We start from the raw sequence: 22591 nt of genomic DNA, 5'->3' as shown, positions 1-22591 counted from the left end.
ACGCCTACCATGGGGCGCGTGACTTCGACCATCAGCCCGATCCGCACGGGCGCGCACCGCATGCGGCCGCCCGGCGGCTCGTGGCTCGACGACCTCTGGGCCGGATGGACGGCCACGCCCGGGCTCCGGCGCCGCACCGAGCTCGTCGTCGTCGGCCTCATCACCCTCATTGGCGTGCTGGTGCGGTTCATCCGGCTCGGCCACCCGCCCAGGATCGTCTTCGACGAGGTCTACTACGTGCTCGAGGGCTGGACGATCTCCAACCTCGGCTACGAGGCGGAATGGCCCGAGAACGGGCAGGAGCTGTTCGAGGCGGGGCAGGTGGACGCCTACGGCACCGCCGGGAAGTACGTCGTGCACCCGCCGCTCGGCAAGTACCTCATCGGCTGGGGCATGCAGCTCTTCGGCGCGGAGCACGCCTTCGCGTGGCGCATCTCGGTCGCGATCATCGGGGCGCTCGCGGTGCCGCTGCTGTACCTGGTCGGGCGCAAGCTGTTCCGCTCGATCGGGATGGCGGCGATCGCCGCGGGCTTCCTCGCGCTCGACGGCCACGCCATCGTCACGAGCCGCATCTCGATCCTCGACGGCCCGCTCATGTTCTTCGTGCTGCTGGGCTTCCTGTTCATCCTCTACGACCGCGAGCAGCAGACCCGGCAGATCGCCGAATGGGCCGCGGACTGGCGGGTGCGGGCCCACGCGAAGGATCCGAGCATCCCGCTCGAGGCGAAGCCCTCGCGCTGGAGCCTCACCGTGCGCCGCCCGCGGACGCGCGCTCCCGGCCCCGACTGGGGCCCCATCCTGTGGTTCCGCCCCTGGCTCGTGGCCGCCGCGGTGACGCTCGCCCTGGCGACCAGCATCAAATGGTCGGGCCTCTACTTCCTCGCGGCCTTCTGCCTGCTCACCATCGGCTTCGACGCGGCGGCGCGCAAGCAGGCCGGCATCACCTACTGGCTCTCGGCCGCCGTGCTCAAGCAGGGCTGGGCCTCGTTCCTGCTGACGATCCCCGCGGCGATCCTCGTCTACCTCGCGACCTTCATCGGCTGGTTCCGCAGCTCGGAGGGGTACTACGCGGACTGGGCGCAGTCCGATCCGTCGCGGCCCTGGGGCGGGCTGCTCGAGGGCGTGCCGCTGTCCTTCCAGAACTTCTGGCACTACCAGTCCGAGATCCTCCAGTTCCACTCCACGCTCGGCGCCGACCACCCCTACGCCTCCGCGCCGATCGAGTGGCCCTTCCTCATCCGCCCCACCGCGTTCAAGTACGATTACTACGGGCCGAATCAGGAGTACGTCGAGGCGGTCACCTCGATCTCGAACCCGCTGATGTTCTGGCTGGGCACGATCGCGGTCGTCTTCCTCGTAATGATGCTGTTCGTCAAGCCGCGCTGGCAGTACGCCGCGATCCTCACCGGCTACGCCGCGGGCTATCTGCCGTGGCTCATCACGGGGCGCACCGCCGTCTACCACTTCTACGCCATCGCCTGGCTGCCGTTCATGTTCCTCGCCGCCGCGGTGGCCATCGAGACGATCGCGGGATCGGCGAAGGACGACCGGCGGATGCGCACGCCGGCCGTGAACATCGCCACGGGCTTCCTCGTGCTGACCGTGCTCGTGTCGATCCTCTTCTATCCCGTCTGGACGGGACTCATGATCCCCGAATGGTATTGGAGCCTGACTCACTGGCTCCCGAGCTGGAGGTAGCCCGTGCTCATCCTCGCCGGAACGCCCATCGGCAACCTCGGCGACGCGTCCGCGCGGCTCGTCGCCACGCTTCGGGAGGCCGAGGTGCTCGCGTGCGAGGACACGCGCACCTCGCTCAAGCTGCTCTCGCTGCTCGAGGTGGAGTCGCGGCCGCGGCTCATCGCGCTGCACGAGCACAACGAGCGCGCGCTCGCCGAGGAGATCGCCGTGCTCGCGGCGGCGCAGGACGTGGTGCTGGTCTCGGACGCGGGCATGCCGGCGATCTCGGACCCGGGCTACCCGGTCGTCCGCGCCTGCATCGAGGCCGGGGTCGACATCACCTCGGTGCCCGGGCCCAGCGCCGTGATCACCGCGCTCGCCGTCTCGGGGCTGCCGACCGACCGCTTCGCCTTCGAGGGGTTCGCGCCGCGGCGGGCGGGGGATCGGGCGTCGATGGTCCGCGCGCTCGCGCAGGAGCCGCGCACGAGCGTCTTCTACGAGTCGCCGCATCGCCTCGCGGCCACCCTCGAGGCGATCGCCGCCGAACTGCCCGACCGGGCGGTGGCGGTGTGCCGCGAGCTCACCAAGCTGCACGAGGAGGTGGTGCGCGGCACCGCCGCCGAACTCGCCGGCTGGGCCGCCGAGGGCGTGCGGGGCGAGATCGTGCTCGTCGTCGGCGGCGCCGAGCCGGGCACCGCCGACGAGGGCGCGGCGCTCGCCCGCGTGCAGGAGCTCGTGGGCAAGGGCATGCGCCTCAAGGACGCCGCGGCCGAGGTCGCCGCCGCCACGGGCCTGCGCAAGCGCGACCTGTACGAGGCGGCCCTGGCATCGCGCGACCGGTGACGGGGGCGCGTCGCGGACGCAGTAGACTGGCGGGCATGGCTTCTGGCGAATCGTTCTACGTCACCACCCCCATCTTCTACGTCAACGACGTGCCGCACATCGGTCACGCGTACGCGGAGGTCGCCGCCGACGTCCTCGCCCGCTGGCACCGCCAGCGGGGCAACGACACGTGGTTCCTCACCGGCACCGACGAGCACGGGCAGAAGATCATGCGCTCCGCGATCGCGAACGGCATGGAGCCGCAGGAGTGGGCGGACAAGCTCGTCGACGAGGCGTGGCGCCCGATGCTCAAGACGCTGAACATCTCGAACGACGACTTCATCCGCACCACCGAGGAGCGCCACGAGTCGCGCGTGCAGCGCTTCCTCATCCAGCTCAACGAGGCCGGGTACATCTACGAGGACGAGTTCGAGGCGCTCTACTGCGTGGGCTGCGAGGAGTTCAAGCCCGAGTCCGAGATCGTGCCGGGCGAGGGGCAGTACGAGGGCCAGAAGGTCTGCGTCATCCACTCGAAGCCGATGGAGCTGCTCAAGGAGCGCAACTACTTCTTCAAGCTCTCGGCGTTCCAGGACCGCCTGCTCCAGTACTTCGACGAGCACCCCGACTTCATCCAGCCGGCCTCGGCGCGCAACGAGGTCGTGAGCTTCGTCCAGTCCGGGCTGCACGACCTCTCGATCTCGCGCACCAGCTTCGACTGGGGCATCCGCGTGCCCTGGGACGAGGAGCACGTGGTCTACGTGTGGGTGGACGCCCTGCTCAACTACTTCACCGCGATCGGCTACGGCGACGAGGACGGCCAGTTCGAGCGCCGCTGGCCCGCGAACCACATCGTCGGCAAGGACATCCTCCGATTCCACGCCGTGATCTGGCCGGCCATGCTCATGGCCGCGGACGTCGCCCCGCCCAAGCGCGTGTTCGCCACCGGCTGGCTGCTCGTCGGCGGCGAGAAGATGTCGAAGTCGAAGCTCACCGGCATCGAGCCGCAGGAGATCACCGACACGTTCGGCTCGGACGCGTTCCGCTACTACTTCATGCGCGCGATCCACTTCGGTCAGGACGGCTCGTTCTCGTGGGAGGATCTCTCCGCCCGGTACCACGCGGAGCTCGCGAACGGCTTCGGCAACCTCGCCTCCCGGGTGATCTCGATGGTGAAGAAGTACTTCGACGGGGAGGTCCCCGCCGAGGTCGTCGCCCACGTGGACGACGAGGCCCTGCTCGAGATCGCCCGCACGGCGATCCGCGACGCGGAGTCCGCGATCGACGAGTTCGCGATCGACCGCGCCATCGCCGCCGTGTGGAAGCTCGTGGACGCGCTCAACCTGTACGTGACCGAGCAGCAGCCCTGGGTGCTCGCGAAGGACGAGGGCAACCGCGATCGCCTCGCCGCGGTGCTCGCGACGGCCACCCGCGGCCTCGGCGTGCTCGCGGTGCTGCTCAACCCCGTCACGCCCATCGCCACGGGCAGGCTCTGGGGCGCCATCGGCGGCGAGGGCGACCTCGGCGCGATCGCCCCCGTGCAGGCGCTCGACTGGCGCGGCAGCGGCCGGGTCGGCGATCTCGCATCGCTCTTCCCGCGCATCGAGCAGGAGAGCTGATCGGGGCCGGATGGTGATCTCCAAGCATCCGCGGCGCCGCGACGCGAAGGCCGAGAACGGCGCGCGCCGCGACCTGCAGTACCCGGAGCCGCCGGAGCCGCTCGGCGTCGCGTGCTACGACAACCACACGCACCTCGAGATCGAGGACGGCGAGGCCGGGCTCGAGATCGGCGAGCACATGGATCTCGCGGCGGCGGCGAACATCCGCGGGGCCATCACGGTCGGCGGCGACGTGGAGTCGAGCCGCTGGCAGGTGCGGGCCGCGAACGAGGACGAGTGGCTGCTCGCCGCCGTCGCGATCCACCCCAACGAGGCGCCGAACGTGGCGGCCGCGGGCGAGCTCGACGCGCACCTCGCGGAGATCGAGTCCCTCGCCTGCGACGAGCGCGTGGCCGCGATCGGCGAGACCGGCCTCGACTTCTTCCGCACGGAGGGGGCCGAGGCGCTGTCGGCGCAGTTCGAGTCCTTCGAGGCGCACATCGGCATCGCCAAGCGGCTCGGGCTGCCGATGCAGATCCACGACCGGGACGCGCACGACGACGTCGTCGCGACGCTGCGCCGGGTCGGCGCGCCGGAGGGCACGGTGCTCCACTGCTTCTCGGGCGGGCCGGAGCTCGCGCGCATCTGCGCCGAGGAGGGCTGGTACTGCTCCTTCGCGGGCAATGTGACGTTCAAGAACGCCGAGAACCTCCGGGAGGCCCTCGACGTGCTGCCGCGGGAGCGCATCCTCGTCGAGACCGACGCGCCCTTCCTCACCCCGGTGCCGCTCCGCGGCCGCCCCAACGCGCCGTACCTCGTCCCGCACACCGTGCGGTTCATGGCCGATCGGCTCGGCATCGAGGCGGATGCGCTCGCGCAGCGCATCGCGGAGAACACCCTCGGGCTCTACGGCCCCTTCGACCGGGCGGAGCGCGCGGCATGGCGGGCCCGCGGGGCCGGGGCCCGGCGTGGCTGACGTCCGGCTGCTCGGCCCGAACGAGATCCGCTCCCTCGCGGCCGAACTCGACGTGCAGCCCACGAAGAAGCTCGGCCAGAACTTCGTGCACGACCACGGCACGGTGCGGCGCATCGTGTCCACGGCCGAGGTCGAGCCCGATCAGCGCATCCTCGAGGTCGGCCCCGGGCTCGGCTCGCTCACCCTGGCCCTGCTCGAGGCGGGGGCGCGGGTGACCGCGGTCGAGATCGACGGCCGGCTCGCCGAGCGGCTGCCGCGGACGGCCCGCGAGTTCGCCGGGCCCGAGGCGCGCCTGCGCGTCGTGCACGAGGACGCGCTGCGGGTGCGGGCGGAGGCGCTTCGCGATGAGGGCGGCGCCGCTCCGACGGCGCTCGTCGCCAACCTCCCGTACAACGTCTCGGTGCCGGTGCTGCTGCACCTGCTCGCCGAGCTGCCCTCGCTCCGGCGCGGCGTGGTGATGGTGCAGCACGAGGTGGGGGAGCGCCTCGCGGCCGGCCCCGGATCGAAGGTGTACGGCGCCCCCAGCGTCAAGGCGGCGTGGTACGGGACGTGGCGGACCGCGGGGCTCGTGGGGCGGCGGGTGTTCTGGCCCGTCCCGAACGTGGACTCCGTGCTCGTCGCCTTCGAGGCGCACGGGACCCCGCCGGGCGACGAGGCGATGCGCGGCCGGCTGTTCCGGATCGTCGACGCCGCGTTCGGCCAGCGGCGCAAGATGCTGCGGCAGGCCCTCTCCGGGGTCTACGGCTCCGCCGCCGCGGCCAGCGAGGCGCTCGAGGCCGCGGGGATCGCGCCCACCGCGCGGGGCGAATCACTGGGCGTCGAGGAATTCGTCCGGCTCGCCCGGTAGCTTGGGAGCATGACTGAGCGCTTCGCGCACGCCGCCGCCCCGGTGACGGCCACCGCCCCCGGCAAGGTCAATCTCACCCTCGCGGTCGGCGACCTCGCCGCGGACGGCTATCACCCGCTGGCCACCACCTTCATGGCGCTCGACCTCTACGAGGAGGTCGTCGCCGTCGAGGGGGAGGGGCTGCGCCTCGAATACGCGCCGGGGCCGATCGACGTCTCGCGGCTCGAGACCGGCGAGACGAACCTCGCGATCCGCGCCGCGCGCCTGCTCGCGGAGGCGACCGGGCACGCCGCCGACGCGCATCTGCGCATCACGAAGCGCGTGCCCATCGCGGGCGGCATGGGCGGGGGCTCTGCGGACGCGGCGGCGGCGCTCCTCGCGTGCGACGCCCTGTGGGGGACCCGGCTGACCGCTGAGGACCTCCGGGCCCTCGCCGCCAAGCTCGGCAGCGACGTGCCCTTCGCGCTGCTGGGTGGCGCCGCCGTCGGCGCCGGCCGCGGCGACGAGCTCACCTCGGCGCTCGCGGAGGGCGAGTTCCACTGGGTGCTGCGGTTCAGCGGGCGCGGCCTCTCGACGCCGGCCGTCTACCGCGCGCTCGACGAGCACCGGACGCGCTTCGCCGCCGACCTCGGCCCGACCCCCGAACCCCTCGTGCCCGAGGCCGTGCTGCACGCGCTGCGCAGCGGCGACGTCCGCCTGCTCGCCGAGCTGCTGCAGAACGACCTGCAGGCACCGGTGCTGCGGCGGCGCCCCGACATCGCCGAGGCCCTGGAGTTCGGGGAGACGCGCGGGGCGCTGGGCGGCGTCGTGTCGGGTTCCGGCCCCACGCTCGCCTTCCTCGTCGAGGGGCGCGACGAGGCGGATGCGCTCGCGGCCGAGTTCGCGGCGCGGGGCGATCGCGCGCTGCGCGCGGTCGGCCCCGCCACCGGCGCGAGGGTGGGCTGACGCGGCCGGCGCCGGCCCCGCGCGTCCGCGCATGGTTGTACATCCGCTGCGCCCCGCGTCGGTAGCCACGGAGCGGGCCGACGCACTACGGTAAGAGACCATGAGCACCCACGCCCGAGCGACCGCGAGCGCCCAGAAGCCGAATTCGGCGACGCTCGCGTTCCGTCAGCTCGGGGCGGCGGCGAAGGCCCACGGGCTCGGCGAGCAGTTCAGCGGCATCGCCCGGATGATCAAGGATTCGCAGGGTCGGCTGCCGAGCGTCGTGGTCGTGGGCGAGATGAACCGGGGCAAGTCCACGCTCGTGAACGCGGTGCTCGGCGCGCCCGGCGCCGCACCGGTCGACCCGACCGAGACGACGGGGCTGGCGGTGAACTTCATCCCCGCGCACGAGAAGTTCCCGCTCGGCCAGGCCGAACTCGAATTCGCGACGCCGCCGAACCGCCGCCGCATCGCCGCGCCGGAGCTCGAGCAGTGGGTCCGCATCGACTCGCCGACCCTCCTGGGCGCGGAGGAGCCGCCGCTGCAGGCCTCGCTCGCCGTGCGCGAGTATCCGCTCGGCAAGGCGGTGCTCGTCGACACGCCGGGTTCGGGCGGGCTGAGCGAGGCGTATGCCATGCGGGCCATCGCGCGGGCGCGGGACGCGAGCGTGCTGCTCATCGTCACCGACGCCTCGGGGCGGATCACGCGGCCGGCGCTCGAGTTCGTGGCCCACTGCAGCACGATGGTGCAGTCGGTCGTGCTCGCGGTGACGAAGATCGACCTCTACCGCGCGAACTACCGGGCCGTGCTCGAGGAGAACCGGCAGATCCTCACGGCCCACGACCCGAGGCTCGGGCGGGTGCCCATGATCCCGGTATCCGGGCTGTGGGGGGAGCGGGCCGCCGGCGAGCAGGACCCGAGCCGGCGCGCGAAGCTCTACGAGCGCAGCGGCGTGCCGGAGCTCGTCGAGGTGCTGCGAGAGCCGCTCGCGCGCTCCTCGCGCCTGCCGACGCTGAACGCGCTGCGGCAGGGCATCGGGCTGCTCGAGCAGCCGCTGGTGGCGCTGCAGGCGGAGCGCGAGGCGCTCGGCGGCGTGGTGCAGAAGCAGGACTCGCTGATCGCGGTGCGCGAGCATCGCGAGAAGCTGCTGCGCACCTTCGAGGACTCGAAGTACGACTGGAGCGCGCAGGTGGACCGCGTGCGGGTCGAGCTCACGTCGGCGAACTCGCGCCTCTCGCGCGAGTTCGGGGCGCACTGGCGCGATCGCGTGCAGAAGTTCGGGGCGGGCATGAGCGAGGGTCAGAGCGTCTCGCTGCAGAACGAGATGGCCGCCGATCTCGAGGTGCAGGTGAACCGCGCCCTGTACGGGGTCGTCCGCCGCTCCTCGGGCCTGCTCCGCGACCTGTACTCCGCCGCGGGCATGGACCCTCAGACGAGCCTGCTGCAGGAGGTCGAGCGCCGCGCCGTCGAGGCGGGCAAGGGGCCGCGAGCGGACATCGACCGCTCGGCCGCCTCCATCGACCCGCGCATGCTCATGTCCGGCTGGGCGATGGGCATGGGCGTCGGCGGCCTGCTGGTACCGGTAGTCGGGCTGGCCGCGCCGGTGGTCGGCGTCGCCGCGATGGGCGGCCTGCTGACCCTGCTCGCGAAGCGCCAGGCCAAGAAGCAGTCGATGCTGCAGACCGTGAGCGACGCGACCGTCGAGCTGCGCGAGCTGCTGGACCGCGCGGTGCGGGGCGTGCTCGGGGTCGTCTCCACCGATGCCAAGAAGGTTTTCGACCGTGACCTCCGGCAGTCGGCGACCGATGCGAAGGCGGAGCTGCAGCGCCTCGAGTCGGCACGGCGGGCGAGCGAATCGGAGCGGCAGCGCCGGCTCGGGCAGATCAACCCGAAGATCGAGCAGCTCGAGCAGGCGATCGACGCCGCGCGGCAGGAAATAGCGCGACTTTCGGACAATTCCGCGGCGGGGAAACCCTGAAGCCGTATCCTCTAATACAGCGTGCGGTCCCGAGCGGACCGCGACCCGGGAACCCACACTACGGATAGGAACGGTGCACATGGCCTGGCGCCTCTCAATCGACTTCGGCACGTCGAACACCGCCGCCGCCATCGATGCGCAGGGAGCCATCCGACCGATCTCCTTGAGCGAGAGCGGCACGTCGATGCCCTCCGCCATCGTGCTCACCCCGAACGGCTTCCGCGTGGGCGAGGAGGCCGTCAACGCGCAGCTGCGGCACCCCGACGGCTTCGAGCGCTCGCCGAAGATGCTCGTGGGCCGCGGCGAGGTCGTGCTCGCCGGCGAGATCGTGAGCCCGAACGACATCGTGCGCGAGATCTACTCGTACGTGCGCGCCGCGGCCCTGCGGCGGCAGGACGGCGAGCCGCCCGTCGAGGTCTGGCTCACGCATCCCGTCGCCTGGGCGCCGTCCCAGATCGAGGCCCTGCGCGAGGGCGCCGTGGCCGCCGGGTTCTCGGCCGAGAGCATCCGCACCGTGAACGAGCCGATCGCGGCGGCCGCGCACTACGCGCGCAACCATCGAGCGGCGCCCGGCTCCCGGGTGGCCGTGTTCGACTTCGGCGGCGGCACGCTCGACCTCGCGGTGCTCGAGCGCGCGCCGCAGCTGCCCGAGGGCTACCGCGTGCTCGCCTACGGCGGCGACCCCGTGCTCGGCGGGCGCACCTTCGACGCGCGCCTGCTCGACTGGACGCTCGAGACCCTCGCCCGCCGCGGCCACTCGGAGCTCGCCGATCGCCTGCACCGGCCGAAGACGATGTCGGAGCTGCGCGCGCAGACCACGCTGAGCCGCGCGGTGACCTCCGCGAAGATCGAGCTGTCCACGCGGCCCGACGCCGACATCGCCGTGAGCCTCGGCGAGGAGGACGCCGTGGTCACCATCACCCGCAAGGAGTACGAGCGGCTCATCGCCGACGACCTCGACCGCGCGGGCAAGCTCCTCAACGACGTCTTCGACCAGGTCGTGGGGCTCTCGCCCGAGGTGCTCTACCTCACGGGCGGCTCCTCGCGCACGCCGGCCATCAGCCACATGATCCGGGACCGCACCGGCATCCGCATCGCGACGCTCGACGACCCGAAGCTGGTCGTCGCCGAGGGCGCGCTGCACGTGGCGCCGGTCGGCGCGGTGCGGGCCGCGAAGCCGCTCAAGCCCTCCCACTCGGCGCCCTCCGGCGCCCCGATCCAGCCCCCCGCGGCGGCCCCGACGCCGCTGCCGTTCACGGGGCAGGACCCCGCCACGCAACCCTTCCAGCCGCAGCAGCGGGCGCCGGGGCAGGCCCCCGGGCCCGGCGGCGGCCCGGGCGGCCCCCAGGCGGCGAACACTTCCGGGAATCCGGCGGCGCCGGCCCGGCCGGGACAGGACGTCAACGCCACGGGCGCGATGCCGCGGCTTCCCAACCAGGACCAGCGCCCTCCCGCGGGTGGGCACTCCGCCCCGCCGCCCCATCCGGCGACGGGGCAGCAGCCCGGGCACTTCGCGCCCCGTGCGGATCAGCAGCGTGCGGATCAGCAGCGTGCGGATCAGCAGGGGCAGGGCCCCGCGGCGCGGCCCGCGGCCGCCTCCGCGCACGGCGGACCGGGCATGCCGGGTCAGCAGCCGGGTCCGCAGTCCGGGCAGCCGCACGGCTTCGCCGCCGCCAACGGTCCCCAGCAGCCCGCGAAGAAGCCGAAGAACAAGAAGCTGCTCATCGGCGGCATCATCGGCGCGGTGGTGCTCGTGGTGGGCGGCATCTTCGGCGGCATCGCGCTGTTCGGCAACCAGGGCGGCGAGGAGCCCGAGCCGACGAAGTACGACGACACGGTCGTGGTGGCCGACGGCCCGCTCGAGTGCTGGGACGGCACGAACGTGGACGGCGGCGAGAACTGCGCCGACCTCACCGGCCAGGAGGCGCTCGACTGGCTCGTCGCGTTCCAGGGGGCGTCCTGCGAGGCGGAGCCCGGCCAGGTCGAGCAGAAGGCGTGCAGCTGGTACGACCGCCCGAACGACCACGTCTACGTGATGGAGTTCGAGAGCTACGACGCGGCCGTCGGCTACGCGCAGAGCCTCTACAGCACCGACAGCGTGGACTGGCAGGTCGAGGGCGAGGTCGCCGGCCCGCACTGGGAGGGCGAGTTCACCGAGGGCGGCGGCGGGTACTCGCACGTCTACCTGTGGGAGGGCCAGCCCTACGGCATCTTCGTGCGGCTCGACAAGGACGACGCCGGCCAGTACGGCAGCATCGAGGACATCCAGTCGCGGTTCACCCCGCGGCCGCTCAGCGAAGTCGCGCACGCGGTCGCCAGCACGGATCGCGTATGAGCGGATCCATCCAGGTCAGCGAGGGGATGCGCAGGGCCGTCTTCGACCTCTGCGACGCCTTCGACCGGGTCGACCGCCGGGGGACCGGCCGGACCACCGACACGGTGCGCCGCTCCCTGGACGAGACCATCCGCCTCGCGGTGGTCGGCCGCGTCAAGGCGGGGAAGTCCACCCTCGTCAACGCCCTGGTGGGCCGAGTGGTCGCCCCCACGGCCGCGGTCGAGTGCACGCGCATCACGACCCACTACACCTTCGGCGGGCCCGAGCGGGGCGAGGTCGTGACCCGCAACGGCCAGCGCGTGCCGTTCGACCTCGTCAACGGCTGCCTGCCGGAGCACCTGCCGGTGCCCATCGAGCACGTGGCGCACGCCGTCGTGTACCTGCAGTCCGAAGTGCTGCGCGACATGACCCTCATCGACACCCCCGGGCTCGCGACCACGACGACGGCGAACGAGGAGGCCACCCGCCGCACGGTGCTCGGGCACGAGGGCGTGCGGGCCGCGGACGCGCTGCTGTGCGTGTTCCGCGACATGCCCATGCGCGACGACATGGACTTCCTGCGGGAGTGGGCCTCGGTGACGAACACCCCGGCCGAGGCGGCCGCTCACGCGATCGGGGTGCTCACGCACGCCGACACCTACGGCGGATCCCCGTGGAGCGGCGAGGACCCGATCGAGGCGGCGAGAGGCGGGGCCGCGCGCTTCGCGCAGCAGCACGGCGCGCATCTGGGCAACGTCATCGCGGTGGCCGGCAACATGGCCCAGGCCGCCCGCGCGGGGCTCGTGCGGGAGCACGACGCGACGATGCTCGGGCAGCTCACCGACGTGGACGAGCTCGACCTCGAGCTGCGCGACCCGAACTTCCTCGGGGAGCTCGCGCCGGGCATCCTCAACCTCGAGGTCTCGCGGCTCGCCGAGCTCATCGGCGAGTACGGCATCCGCTTCGGCCGCGACGTCTCGCGGCAGGGCGCCCGTGCCCTGAGCGACTGGCTCGGCCGCGCCTCGGGAATCGACGACCTGCGGCGCGCGCTCGCGGTCCGCTACGTGGGCCGGTACGTGCACGTCAAGGCGCGGCGCGCGATGGAGGTGCTCCAGCGGCTCGCGTGGTCCGAGGGTGCGCCGATGCCGCTGCGCGGGCTCGTGGCCGAGGCCAAGCTCCGCCCCGAGCTGCACCCGCTCGAGGAGCTCGACGCGCTCGAGCGGCTGGCGGCGATCGAGCCGAACCACCCGCTGGTCGCGATGCTCGACTGTCAGCTCTCGGCGCGCAACGACGCCGAGCGGCTCGCGATGTCGCCGGCGAGCACCCCCGAGCAGCTCCGCACGCAGGCGCTCACCTGGAGCATGGAGGCCCGCCGGGCCGCGGTGGTGGAGCCCTACCCCGAGCGGCAGAACGCGTACAACGTGCTCGACCGCTCGTTCACGCTGCTGGCGATGCGCCTCGGGCGCCCGCGCGGCTAGCCGTACGGTCTAACCGGCGCCGCCCGCGCGTGAGTGCCGCTCGGGCGCCGCCTCGCGCCAGCTCCCGTTCACCGAGCTCAGCAGCAGCCACGGCTCGATCACGAGATTGATCGCGATGTGCGCGACGATCGCGGGCAGGACCAGCCGGTCGGAGGCGAGGTAGGTGAGGGCGAGCGCCATCCCGAGGGCCGTGGTGGCGGCCGCCACGGGGAGGATGATGCGGGCATCGCGCGAGAAGAGCACCCAGACCGAGTGGGTGAGCCCGAAGCCGATGCCGGACGCGAGCACGGCGAGTACGGCCGGCGTGCCGACGGCGTCCAGCCAGTCCATCAGGAACTTGCGGAAGACGAGCTCCTCGAGCGTGCCCGAGGCCAGGGCCAACGGGATCGCGAGCGCCTTGAGGCCGGTGCACGAGCGCGCGTTCCGGCGCACGGACGGCACCGCCCAGAACGTATAGGCCGTGTAGGCGACCACGACGATCGCGCAGAGCGCCCAGCCCCACGGGATCGATCCGAGCGGGCCGCCCAGCCCCAGCGTCTCGAGGAGGAAGCGCTGCGGGTCGCGCAGCAGCCAGACGGCGAGGGGGATGAGCATGCCTGCGGTCGTGCCCAGCACGAGCAGGGCGGTCCAGGCCTCGGGCGATAGGCGCCGCTTGCGGGGATCGGATGCGGAGGTCACGGATCCATAATCGCACAGTCGTGCGAAATAGTTCGTGTGTACGATGATGCTCGGCTGGGAGTCGGGAGGGCGCATGCCGAAGATCGTGGATTACGACGCGCGCCGGACGGCGATCGGCCGGGCCGTCGCCCGCCTCATCGAGCGGGAGGGGCTCGGCGCCGTGTCCGTGCGGGCCGTCGCCGGGGAGGCCGGCATGGAGCCCTCGACGCTCCGGCACTACTTCCCGAGCAGCGACGAGATGCTCGGCTTCGCGCTGTCGCTGCTCAGGCGCGACCAGGAGGCGCGGCTCGCGGCGCTGCCCCGCACGGGCGATGCGCTCGCGGACCTCCGGGCGGCCTGGCTGCAGTCGATGCCGCTCGACGCCGCGAGGCGGACGGAGTGCCACGTCTGGGTGGCCGTCACGGCCGCCGCGCGGACGCCGCTGCTGCGCGGGATGCTCGAGGAGGTCGACGAGGGGCTCGACCACCTCAGCCGGGCGACGGTGGCGGCCTGCGGGGTGCGCGGCGACGCCGGGCTCGAGGCCATGGGACTGCGGGCGTTCACCGACGGGCTGGCGCTGAACGCCGTGACGCAGCCCGAGGTCTTCACCCCCGAGCTCGTCGAGCGGCTGCTCGACTCCAGGCTCCGGAGGCTCCGCGACGAGGGCGCGGCGGGCGGGCGTTGAGCGGGCCGATGGGATCGGGCGCGCTCGACGGCGCCTAGACCGCCGAGCGGCCGTCGGGGTACTGCGTGGGCGGGTACGGCATCGCCTTGCGCACGTCCGCGAGGCTCTCGGAGAGGTCCACGAGCTCGGCGGCGGCCGCATCGCGGTCGAGGATGCCGATGCGGGCGAACTCCTGGATGAGCTTCGCGCCGTTCGGGCCGTGCACCCACGGGACGGGCTTGTCGCGGCGCCAGCGCGCCGAGGTGCTCGCGCGGCCGCCCGCGAGCACCGACTCGGTGTTCGAGAGCTGCCGGATCGCGACCGCCACGACGGCGTCGGGATGCTCGCGCGTGAACTCCCCGTAGAGCTTGGCGTCGTGCTGCCCGTCGTCGCCGATGAGGATCCACTTGACGTCCGGGAAGTCCTCGATCAGCCGCCGCAGATTGGCGCGCTTGTGCTCCGTGCCGGAGCGGAAGAGCCGCTTCGGCGTCGGCCCCCAGTCGGTGAGCAGGAGCGGCCCGAAGGGGAAGAGGTTGCGGCCGAGGAACCGGCTCAGGGTGGGGGCCACGTTCCAGGAGCCCGTCGAGAGGTAGAGCACGGGAGTCGTGTCCTGGCCGAACTTCGCCGTGAGCCGCTCGTAGAGGACGTTCATGCCGGGCACGGCGGAGCGCGCGTGCTCGTCGAGCACGAACGTGTTCCACGCGGCCAGCAGCGGGCGGGGGAGCGAGGTGACCATGACGGTGTCGTCCACGTCCGAGATGATGCCCACGCGCTGCTCCTCGGGCATGATGAAGATCGGCGCCTCGCTGAGCTGCCCGTCGACACTCTCGAAGGTGATGGTCCGCCAGCCGGGCTGCAGGTCCACGTCGATGCGCTGATCGATGATCCCGCCGCGATCGGCCTCGAACTCGTAGACGGCGTCGTCCACGTGCACCTTCACGCGGCTGTACGGCACGGCGACGTGCGTGAAGCTCCGCCAGCCGCGGACGGCCTTCTCCGTGTTCCCGCCGAGCAGCCGGGAGGGGAACCGCCGGCGCCCGGTGCGTCGCAGCGCGATCGGGAGCATCTGCACCCGGCCGAGCACGCGGATCCGGCGGGTCGAGCCGTACCCCGTGTAGGCCTCGACGGCTTCCATGTACCCGTGCTGCTGAGCGCGCCGCATGCGGAAGCGCTTGAACGAGTCCTCGAGCCGGAACGCGTTGTTGATCACGACTCGGCTCAGGGGGAAGCCCGCGACGAGTTCGCCGAGGGTGGGCATGCGGCGCTTCGGGGTCACCGGTTCATCCTGCCATGTGCGGGCGCGTGCGGGTCACGGGCACACCCTAGTCGGTGGAATCGAGCTCTTCCGCAACGCGCCGGCTCAGCCAGCGCTTGACGAGCCACACGAGCACGACGAACACCACGATGATGCCGATGAACACGTACCCGGCCCAGCTCAGCTGCTGGCTGAGCTGCTCGTAGCTGGCCGTCGCGAGCGCGCCCGCCGAGACGTAGGCGAGCGACCAGATCACGCAGGCGGGGAGCGTCCAGCCGAAGAACTTGCGGAAGGGCATGCCGGTGATGCCCGCCGTCACGGGCACGAGCGAGTGCAGCACGGGCAGGAAGCGGGAGATGAAGACGGCGATGCCGCCCCGGCGCTGCAGGAACTCGTGGGCGCGGTCCCAGTTCTCCGCGCCGATCTTGCGGCCCACCCAGGACCGCTTGAGCGGGGCGCCGAGCACCGTGCCGATCCAGTAGCCGATCGACTCGCCGATGAGGGCGCCGACGATGCTCGAGAGGACGACTGCGGCCCACAGGCCCCAGTCGGAGACGCCCATCGACGCGACGAGCAGGATCGTGTCGCCCGGGACGACGAGCCCGACGAGCACGCTCGTCTCGAGCAGGACGCCGAGTCCGGCGAAGACCACCAGGAGGGTCGGATCGAGCTGCTGCACGGTGCCGATCACCCAGTCGAGGAGGTCGTTGATCATCGCGACAGCCTACGCCCGCATTCCTGTGCGCCGGTCCAGTCCGACTCCGGCGCAGCCCGCCGATCCGTGCCCGCCCGCAGCGCACGGCGGATGTCGCCGGGTCGGATGTCGCCGCTGCGATGGGTCACGCAGACGACTGCGGCATCCCGCAGCGCGCGGCGGAGATCTTCCGATAATTCCGCGGCCCCCGTCTCGTCGAGATGCGCGGTCGGCTCGTCGAGCAGCACGACGGGAGCGCCGGTGAGCAGCGTGCGCGCGACGGCGACGCGCTGTCGCTGCCCGCCGGACAGGTGCCCGCCGGAGGCTCCGATCCGAGTGTCGAGCCCATCCGCGAGCCCGTCGAGCAGCGGACCGAGCCCGACGCGCTCGAGCGCGGATCGCATCTCGGCCTCGTCGGGCCTGCGCGATGCGGGCCTCGCGAGCAGCAGGTTCGCGCGGAGCGTCGAATCGAAGAGGTGCGCGTCCTGCGGGCACCAGGCGATCCTCCCGGACACGTCCGGCTCGACCGGCAGGCCGCCGGCCCTCACCTCGCCGCGCTCCGGAGGCAGATGCCCGAGTATCACCGCGAGCAGCGTCGACTTCCCGGACCCGGAGGGGCCGGTCACCGTCAGCCACTCGCCGGGACGGACCCGCTCGCTCAGCCCGGCGATCACCGGCCGGCGCTGCCCCGGCCAGCGCGCCGTCACGTCGTCGAGCTCGAGCCCGGCAGCGGGATCCTCGGCGTCGACGTCGGGGGCGGGGGCGGGTGCGGCGGAGGCGGCCGTGGCGGGGTCCGCTCGCAGCCGCGCACGCACCTCCGCAACCCGCGACAGCGCCGAGGCGAGGGAGCCCGAGCGCTGCACCGCGGTCACGGCGTCGAGCAGCGGCTCGGCCAGCGCGAGCGTCGCGAGCGCGAAGACCGCGAGGAGCTTGCCGTCTCCGTGCGCGGCGCCGCCGAGGGGCGCGGCGGTGGCGATGATCGCGCATGCCGCTCCCACCGAGGCGAGCACGGCGAGCGCCTGCCCGAGCCCCTCGGCCCATGCCGAGCGCCGCGACGAGCGTCCGGCCTCGGACTCGAGGGCGTCGAGCCGGGCGACGACCGAATCGGAGACGCCGTGCACGTGCAGCTCGGGGGCAGCCGACAGCGCCGAGGCGAACACGCCGCCGAGGCGAGACTTCGCGGCGTGCTCGCGCTCGGCCGCGCGGCGGTCGGCGAAGCGCGCCATCAGCGGCGCGAGCAGCAGACCGATCAGGGCGAGGAGGAGCAGCGGCGGCAGCGCGCTCGGCAGCACCAGGGCGGCGGCGATCCCGAGCCCGGCGAGCGTCGCCGCGGCCACGACGGGCGGCAGCAGGACCCGGGGTACCTCGTCGCGTATCCGATCCACGTCGCCGATGAACAGGCCGAAGGTCTGATCGCTGCGCCGGAGGCCGGAGAAGCGCAGCCCGGAGGTCGCCATCTCGTCCCACAGCCGGGTCCGCAGCGATCCGGCGCCTCGGAAGACGGCGTCGTGAAGGGCGATCCGTTCCGCGTATCGCAGCGCCGCCCGGCCGATGCCGAAGAAGCGCACGCCGACGATCGCGACCGTCAGCAGCATGATCGGCGGCTGCTCGGCCGCGCTGACGATGAGCCAGCCGGACAGCGCGGTCTGCGCGATCCCGAAGCCGACCGCGAGGGTTCCGAGCAGCGCGGCGAGGATGAAGCGCCATCGCGCAGGGCGGAGGAAGCGGCCGAGCTCCTGCAGCGCGGCGCCGCGGGAGGCGGCGCCGTCGGCGGGGTCGGAAGCCCGCCCTGCGCGGGCGGCGCCCGGACCGGGGGGAGCGTCGGCGGCTCGGCGGCTCGGAGCCGGGCCGGGTTCGGCCCAGTCCGCTCCGGCGCGGCTTCTTGGGGCGTCGGGGGGCTCCGTGGCCGTGTCGCGCTCGGCGGCCTCCGCACCGTCCCCGACCGTCGCGGTGCTGCGCGCCGTCGCGGCCCAAGCCGCCGTGCCGTCCGATACCGCACCGCTCGGCACCGAGATGCGGAGCCCGCACAGACGCTGCGCGAGGGGGTCGTGCGATGCGATGACCGTGGTCAGGCGCTGCTCCGAGCCGCTGCGCCCGGCGATCGCGGCTCGGACGCGCTGCGCGCTCACCGGGTCGAGGTGCGCGGTGGGCTCGTCGCACAGCAGCAGGGTCGCGCCCTCGTCCACCCGCAGCAGCGCGCGGGCGATCGCGAGTCGCCGCAACTCGCCCGGGCTGAGCGTCGCGGGCGATCGTTCGGGATCGCCGAGGCCGAGCTCCGCGAGCACTCCGACCGCCCGCTCCCGAAGCCCCTCGGCCTCGCGGGGGGTCGGACCGGCCCCCGCGACGTGCAGGATCAGCTCGCCCGCGAGCGTCTCGGCGAAGGTGCGCGGATGCTGCGGCACCCACGCGATGAGCCCGGGGTCCACCCCCAGCACTCGTCCCGAGACCCGCGGCGCCTCGGGCGGGGGCGGATCCGTGCTCCGGTCGGATGCCGCGGCTTCGGCACGATCGTGCTCCGCGGATCGCCGGCCGGCCCGGGGGGCGTCCTCCGCACCACTGCCCAGGCGCCCGGCGAGCACGTCGAGCAGCGTCGACTTCCCCGAACCGCTGGGCCCGTCGAGCAGCACCGTGGAGCCGGCGGGGATCGTGCAGGAGAAGTCCGCGAAGAGCGGGGCCCGCCCGGGGAAGGCGACGCCGAGCTCCCGCACCGAGATCTCCCGGTCCGCCGGGGCCGCGGCCCCCGAGCCCGCCCCGCCCATCCCGTCATCGGACGTATCCGCCGACGCGAACAGCGGCCGCTGCCCGGCGCGCTCGAGCACGGCCCGCACGCGCCGCAGCGCGTTCACCCCGTCCTCGGAGGCGTGATACGCCGCCCCGGCCTCGCGGAACGGCGCATAGCACTCGGCCGCGAGGATCAGCACCAGCAGCCCGGTGCCGAGGTCCATCGAGCCGTACACGAGCCGCAGTCCGATGAACACCGCGACGACGGCGACTGACACCGTCGAGATGAGCTCGAGGGCGAGCGACGACATGAACGCGGTGCGAAGCGTGCGCATGGTGCGCACCCGGTGCTCATCCGACAGCCGCGACAGCGCGCGGTCCTGCTCGCGCACCCGGCCGAGCCCGACGAGCACGGGCAGGCCGCGCGCCAGCTCCACGAGATGCTCCGAGAGCCGCAGCAGCGCATTCGAGGCGCGGGCCGCCTCGTCGCGCGTGTGCTGGCCGATGAGGACCATGAACACCGGTACGAGCGGAATCGTCACCGCGATGATCGCCGCGCTCAGCCAGTCGGCGGCGAGGATCCACGCGCCGATCGACACCGGCACCACGAGCGCGTTCGCGAGCGCGGGCAGGAACGTCGTGAAGTAGGCGTCGAGCTCGTCGAGGCTCTTCGTGCCGAGCGCGGTCATCGCCCCGACATGGGGGTCTCGGGACGACATCAGACGCTTGGCGAGCTCGCCCCGCAATTCCGCTTTGCTCGCGCTGGTCGTGCGCCTCGCGACCACGCGGGTCGCCCAGACGAGCGCGCCGCGCAGCACCGCCCCTGCGAGGCCGAGGATCACCGCGCCGCGCCAGGCGCCGGTGCCGTCCGCAGCCGTCCCGTCCACGATCGCGACGATGCCCGCCGTCACCGCCTCGGCGATGAGGATCAGCGCGACCGCCTTCAGCGCCGAGAGCACGGCGAGCAGCACGAGCGCGCGCCTGCCGCTGCGTCCCAGCAGCGCCGCCGGCGAGCGCGCGCCGCCGGTCATGCGGGCCCGTCGCGACGCGCGGGCCCGATCGGACGCACCGGCGGGCCCCCTCCCCGCGTCTCGCCTCCGTCGCGCGTCGGGTTCACGAGCGCCGGTCATGCGTCGTGCGTATCCGTCGCCGCGCCCCGTACCGCGGGTACCACGTCGTGCGGCTCGGGCATGTGCCGGACCCCGAGCCTGCGCCGGAAGATCCAGTAGCTCCAGCCCTGCGCCGCGAGCACCCCGGGCAGGCCGAACGCCGTCACCCAGGTCATCACCGTGAGCGTGTAGGTCCCGCTCGCGGCGTTCCACACCGTGAGATCGAAGGCGGGGTCGATCGTCGAGGGCAGCAGCACCGGATGGACGGCGGCGAAGATGGATGCGGTGCCCGCGAGCAGGAATGCTCCCAGGTACGCGAAGGCCTGCCCCTCGCGTCCGGCGCGGCTGCGCGCCCACGACGCCGCGAGCGCGACCACCGCGAGGGCGACGAGCGCGTAGGTGAGGGGAGAGCCCGACTGCCACTGCACGATGAGCACCCAGGCCACGAGCGGCAGCACGAGCGGAACCGCCCAGCGCTGCGCGAAGCGGTTCGCCCGCTCGCGCACCGCGCCCTCGGACTTCAGCGCGAGGAAGAAGGCGCCGTGCAGCAGGCTGAAGCAGACGAGCGCGAGTCCGCCGACCACCGCGGGCAGCGTCAGCCAGGCGAGCGGCCCGCCCACGCGGTCGCCGTTCTCGTTGAGCGGCAGCCCCGTCGTCGTCGCGGCGAGCATCGCGCCCACGCAGAAGGAGGCGATGAGCGACCCGGTTGCGATCCCGACATCCCACATGAACGTCCAGCGCGGGCTCGCGAGCTTGCTGCGCCACTCGATCGCGACCGCGCGCACGATGAGCGCGAGCAGCATGAGGACGATCGGCAGGTAGAGCGCCGAGACCAGCGAGGCGTACCAGAACGGGAACGCCGCGAAGATCGCCGCCCCGGCGGTGATGAGCCATACCTCGTTGCCGTCCCAGACCGGGCCGATCGTGTTGATGAGCACGCGGCGATCGCGCGCATCGCGCGCGATCCCGAACAGATGCATCCCCACGCCCATGTCGAAGCATTCCAGGAACAGGTAGCCGAACCAGAGCACGGCGATGAACACGAACCAGACGGTCGGCAGCGATTCCACGGGGTCTCCGTTTCAGTAGACGAATTCAATAGGCGAACGAGAGCACATCGTCGTCGCGGTCCGCGCTATCGGGACCTCCGGGGTCCGCCGGGTCGGGGTCTCGGCCCAACTCAGGCATCGCCGAGGCGATCCCGCCGCGCACATACCGGGACATCAGGATGATCTCGACCACGAGCAGCACCCCGTAGATGACCAGGAACGACAGCAGCGAGAAGAGCATCTCGCCTGCGCTCACGCCGGGAGAGAGGGCTGCGGCGGTGAACATGAACACCCCGTCCATCGCCTCCGGATTGGGCACCACGACGAACGGCTGCCGCCCCATCTCCGTGAACACCCACCCGGCCGTGTTCGCGATGAACGGGGCGGCGATGCTGAGTATGGCCGCCTGCATCAGCGGCTTGCTGGCATGCGCGGTGCCCTTCCGGGTGAACCACAGCCCGGCGAGGCAGGCGAGGGCGCTGATCCCGCCGAAGCCGATCATCGCGCGGAAGCCCCAGTAGGTCACCTCGATGAGCGGAAGGTAGTCGACGGGCTCGCCCGAGCGCTCGCCGTAGAGCTCGCTCTCCGGCAGATGGGTGCCGTAGAGCTCCTCGTAGACGGGCAGCAGCTCGTTGATCCCGGGGACGTCGGTCGTGAAATCGCCTTTCGCGAGGAAGGAGAGCATGCCCGGTATCTCGAGGATCGGCACGATGTCGTCGCAGTCCTTCGAGCCGAGCTTGCCGATCGAGAGCACCGAGAAGTCGGTGCCCGTGTGGCAGGCGGCCTCGGCGCTCGCCATCTTCAGCGGCTGCTGCTCGTACATGAGCTTGCCGAGGAAATCGCCGGTGAGCGCGGTGCCGCCGAAGGCGAGGATCCCGATGACCGCCCCGATGCGCAGCGAGCGCAGCCACACCGTGTGGTCCGTGCGGTCGCGGCCCGGGATCTCGGGCGCCTCCCCGACGACGACCTTGCCGTTCTCGTCGACCGTGTCGATGCCGTCGCGCCGCCGCTGCCAGAGGTGGTAGTAGGCGATCGCGACGACGAAGCCGCCGCCGACGAGCAGCGAGGCGAAGACGGCGTGCGTGAACGCCCATACCGCGGTGTTGTTCGTCAGCACGGCGACGATGTCGTTCATCACCGGGCGGCCGTCGATGAGCTCCACCCCGACGGGGTGCTGCATCCAGGAGTTCGCGACGATGATGAAGTAGGCGGAGAGCACGGAGGCGCCGACGGCCATGACGAGGCTGAAGAGGTGCACCTTCTTCGGCAGGCGATCCCAGCCGAAGATCCAGATCCCGAGGAAGATCGACTCGGTGAAGAAGGCGAGCAGCCCCTCCATCGCGAGCGGCGCCCCGAAGACGTCGCCGACGAAGCGGGAGTACTCGCTCCAGGCGAGGCCGAACTGGAACTCCTGGACGATGCCCGTCGCGACGCCCATGATGAAGTTGATGAGGAAGAGCTTGCCCCAGAACTTCGTCATGCGCTTGTAGCGCGCGTGCCCGGTCCTCACGTAGAGGCTCTGGAACAGCACGACGATCGGCCCGAGGCCGAGCGTCAGCGGCACCATCCAGAAGTGGTAGACGGTGGTGATGCCGAACTGCCAACGGGCGATTTCGAGCGGGTCGAGTTCCACGCGAACTCCTTCAACGCGTACGAGGCATCGTGCTGAAGCCGTCGCGCCGGAGGGCGATCGATCGACTTCTACGATCGGTAGAATTTAGAGCTCTACGATACAGCGAACTCAGTTCTACCGCCAGTAGAGTAACCGATGGGGAGGCGGTAGACTGCCCACCAGGGAAATCGCGGACGCGAGCATGCTCTCCGCGGGAAA

At 72.4% G+C, this 22591-nt stretch carries 16 protein-coding genes; 10 read left to right on the top strand and 6 right to left on the bottom strand.

The genetic code is table 11. The features are described 5' to 3' along the window. The first annotated feature begins 18 nt into the window (after positions 1–18). The 9 genes from FM112_RS15150 to FM112_RS15110 all read left to right on the top strand — a co-directional run bounded on the left by FM112_RS15150 (position 19) and on the right by FM112_RS15110 (position 12611). A complete protein-coding gene (locus FM112_RS15150) occupies positions 19–1698 on the top strand; it encodes a dolichyl-phosphate-mannose--protein mannosyltransferase (RefSeq protein ID WP_176386861.1) in 1680 nt (559 codons plus the stop codon). A gap of 3 nt (positions 1699–1701) precedes the next feature. After that, entirely contained in the window at positions 1702–2520 is an 819-nt protein-coding gene (rsmI, locus tag FM112_RS15145; RefSeq protein ID WP_087009094.1) for a 16S rRNA (cytidine(1402)-2'-O)-methyltransferase, read from the top strand. Positions 2521–2555: 35 nt separating this feature from the next. Beyond that, the gene (gene metG / locus FM112_RS15140; protein WP_087009092.1) at positions 2556–4115 is read left to right on the top strand and encodes a methionine--tRNA ligase; all 1560 of its coding nucleotides are present in this window, start codon (positions 2556–2558) and stop codon (positions 4113–4115) included. A gap of 10 nt (positions 4116–4125) precedes the next feature. Further along, positions 4126–5070 carry a TatD family hydrolase gene (locus tag FM112_RS15135; protein ID WP_087009090.1) on the top strand — a complete coding sequence of 315 codons (945 nt, stop codon included), beginning with the start codon at positions 4126–4128 and terminating at the stop codon, positions 5068–5070. Continuing rightward, positions 5063–5917 (top strand): 16S rRNA (adenine(1518)-N(6)/adenine(1519)-N(6))-dimethyltransferase RsmA, encoded by an 855-nt coding sequence (gene rsmA / locus FM112_RS15130; protein ID WP_254910532.1) that lies wholly within the window; start codon positions 5063–5065, stop codon positions 5915–5917. Before FM112_RS15135 ends, rsmA begins: the two co-directional genes overlap by 8 nt. A gap of 9 nt (positions 5918–5926) precedes the next feature. Continuing rightward, a complete protein-coding gene (locus tag FM112_RS15125; protein WP_087009086.1) occupies positions 5927–6862 on the top strand; it encodes a 4-(cytidine 5'-diphospho)-2-C-methyl-D-erythritol kinase in 936 nt (311 codons plus the stop codon). Positions 6863–6962: 100 nt separating this feature from the next. Further along, a complete protein-coding gene (locus FM112_RS15120) occupies positions 6963–8819 on the top strand; it encodes a GTP-binding protein (protein ID WP_087009084.1) in 1857 nt (618 codons plus the stop codon). Positions 8820–8898: 79 nt separating this feature from the next. After that, entirely contained in the window at positions 8899–11154 is a 2256-nt protein-coding gene (locus FM112_RS15115) for an Hsp70 family protein (protein WP_087009082.1), read from the top strand. Continuing rightward, entirely contained in the window at positions 11151–12611 is a 1461-nt protein-coding gene (locus FM112_RS15110) for a dynamin family protein (protein WP_087009080.1), read from the top strand. The genes FM112_RS15115 and FM112_RS15110 overlap by 4 nt, the downstream gene beginning before the upstream one ends. Positions 12612–12620: 9 nt before the next feature. On the opposite strand, the gene FM112_RS15105 is transcribed toward FM112_RS15110, so the two are convergent. Beyond that, positions 12621–13289 carry a CPBP family intramembrane glutamic endopeptidase gene (locus FM112_RS15105; protein WP_176386860.1) on the bottom strand — a complete coding sequence of 223 codons (669 nt, stop codon included), beginning with the start codon at positions 13287–13289 and terminating at the stop codon, positions 12621–12623. Positions 13290–13362: 73 nt separating this feature from the next. Between FM112_RS15105 and FM112_RS15100 the strand changes: the two genes are divergently transcribed. Then, positions 13363–13953 carry a TetR/AcrR family transcriptional regulator gene (locus tag FM112_RS15100; RefSeq protein ID WP_176386859.1) on the top strand — a complete coding sequence of 197 codons (591 nt, stop codon included), beginning with the start codon at positions 13363–13365 and terminating at the stop codon, positions 13951–13953. A gap of 34 nt (positions 13954–13987) precedes the next feature. Here the strand turns inward: FM112_RS15100 and FM112_RS15095 are convergent, their stop codons facing one another. The 5 genes from FM112_RS15095 to FM112_RS15075 all read right to left on the bottom strand — a co-directional run bounded on the left by FM112_RS15095 (position 13988) and on the right by FM112_RS15075 (position 22393). Beyond that, complete coding sequence (locus FM112_RS15095) at positions 13988–15208, bottom strand: App1 family protein (RefSeq protein ID WP_254910531.1); 1221 nt, start codon at positions 15206–15208, stop codon at positions 13988–13990. A 46-nt stretch (positions 15209–15254) separates the two neighbouring features. Beyond that, complete coding sequence (locus FM112_RS15090; protein ID WP_254910530.1) at positions 15255–15902, bottom strand: DedA family protein; 648 nt, start codon at positions 15900–15902, stop codon at positions 15255–15257. Then, complete coding sequence (cydC, locus tag FM112_RS15085) at positions 15899–19633, bottom strand: thiol reductant ABC exporter subunit CydC (RefSeq protein ID WP_176386858.1); 3735 nt, start codon at positions 19631–19633, stop codon at positions 15899–15901. The genes FM112_RS15090 and cydC overlap by 4 nt, the downstream gene beginning before the upstream one ends. A 95-nt stretch (positions 19634–19728) precedes the next feature. After that, positions 19729–20781: a cytochrome d ubiquinol oxidase subunit II gene (gene cydB, locus FM112_RS15080; RefSeq protein ID WP_087009071.1), complete on the bottom strand. Its 1053-nt coding sequence runs from the start codon at positions 20779–20781 to the stop codon at positions 19729–19731. Positions 20782–20806: 25 nt separating this feature from the next. Further along, complete coding sequence (locus tag FM112_RS15075) at positions 20807–22393, bottom strand: cytochrome ubiquinol oxidase subunit I (RefSeq protein ID WP_254910529.1); 1587 nt, start codon at positions 22391–22393, stop codon at positions 20807–20809. Positions 22394–22591: the final 198 nt, after the last annotated feature.

The sequence above is a fragment of the Gulosibacter sp. 10 genome (assembly GCF_900163695.1).
In the GTDB taxonomy this organism is placed as follows: Bacteria; Actinomycetota; Actinomycetes; order Actinomycetales; family Microbacteriaceae; genus Gulosibacter.
Note: the sequence above shows the minus strand (reverse complement) of the source record. Positions and strands in the feature narration are given on the sequence as shown.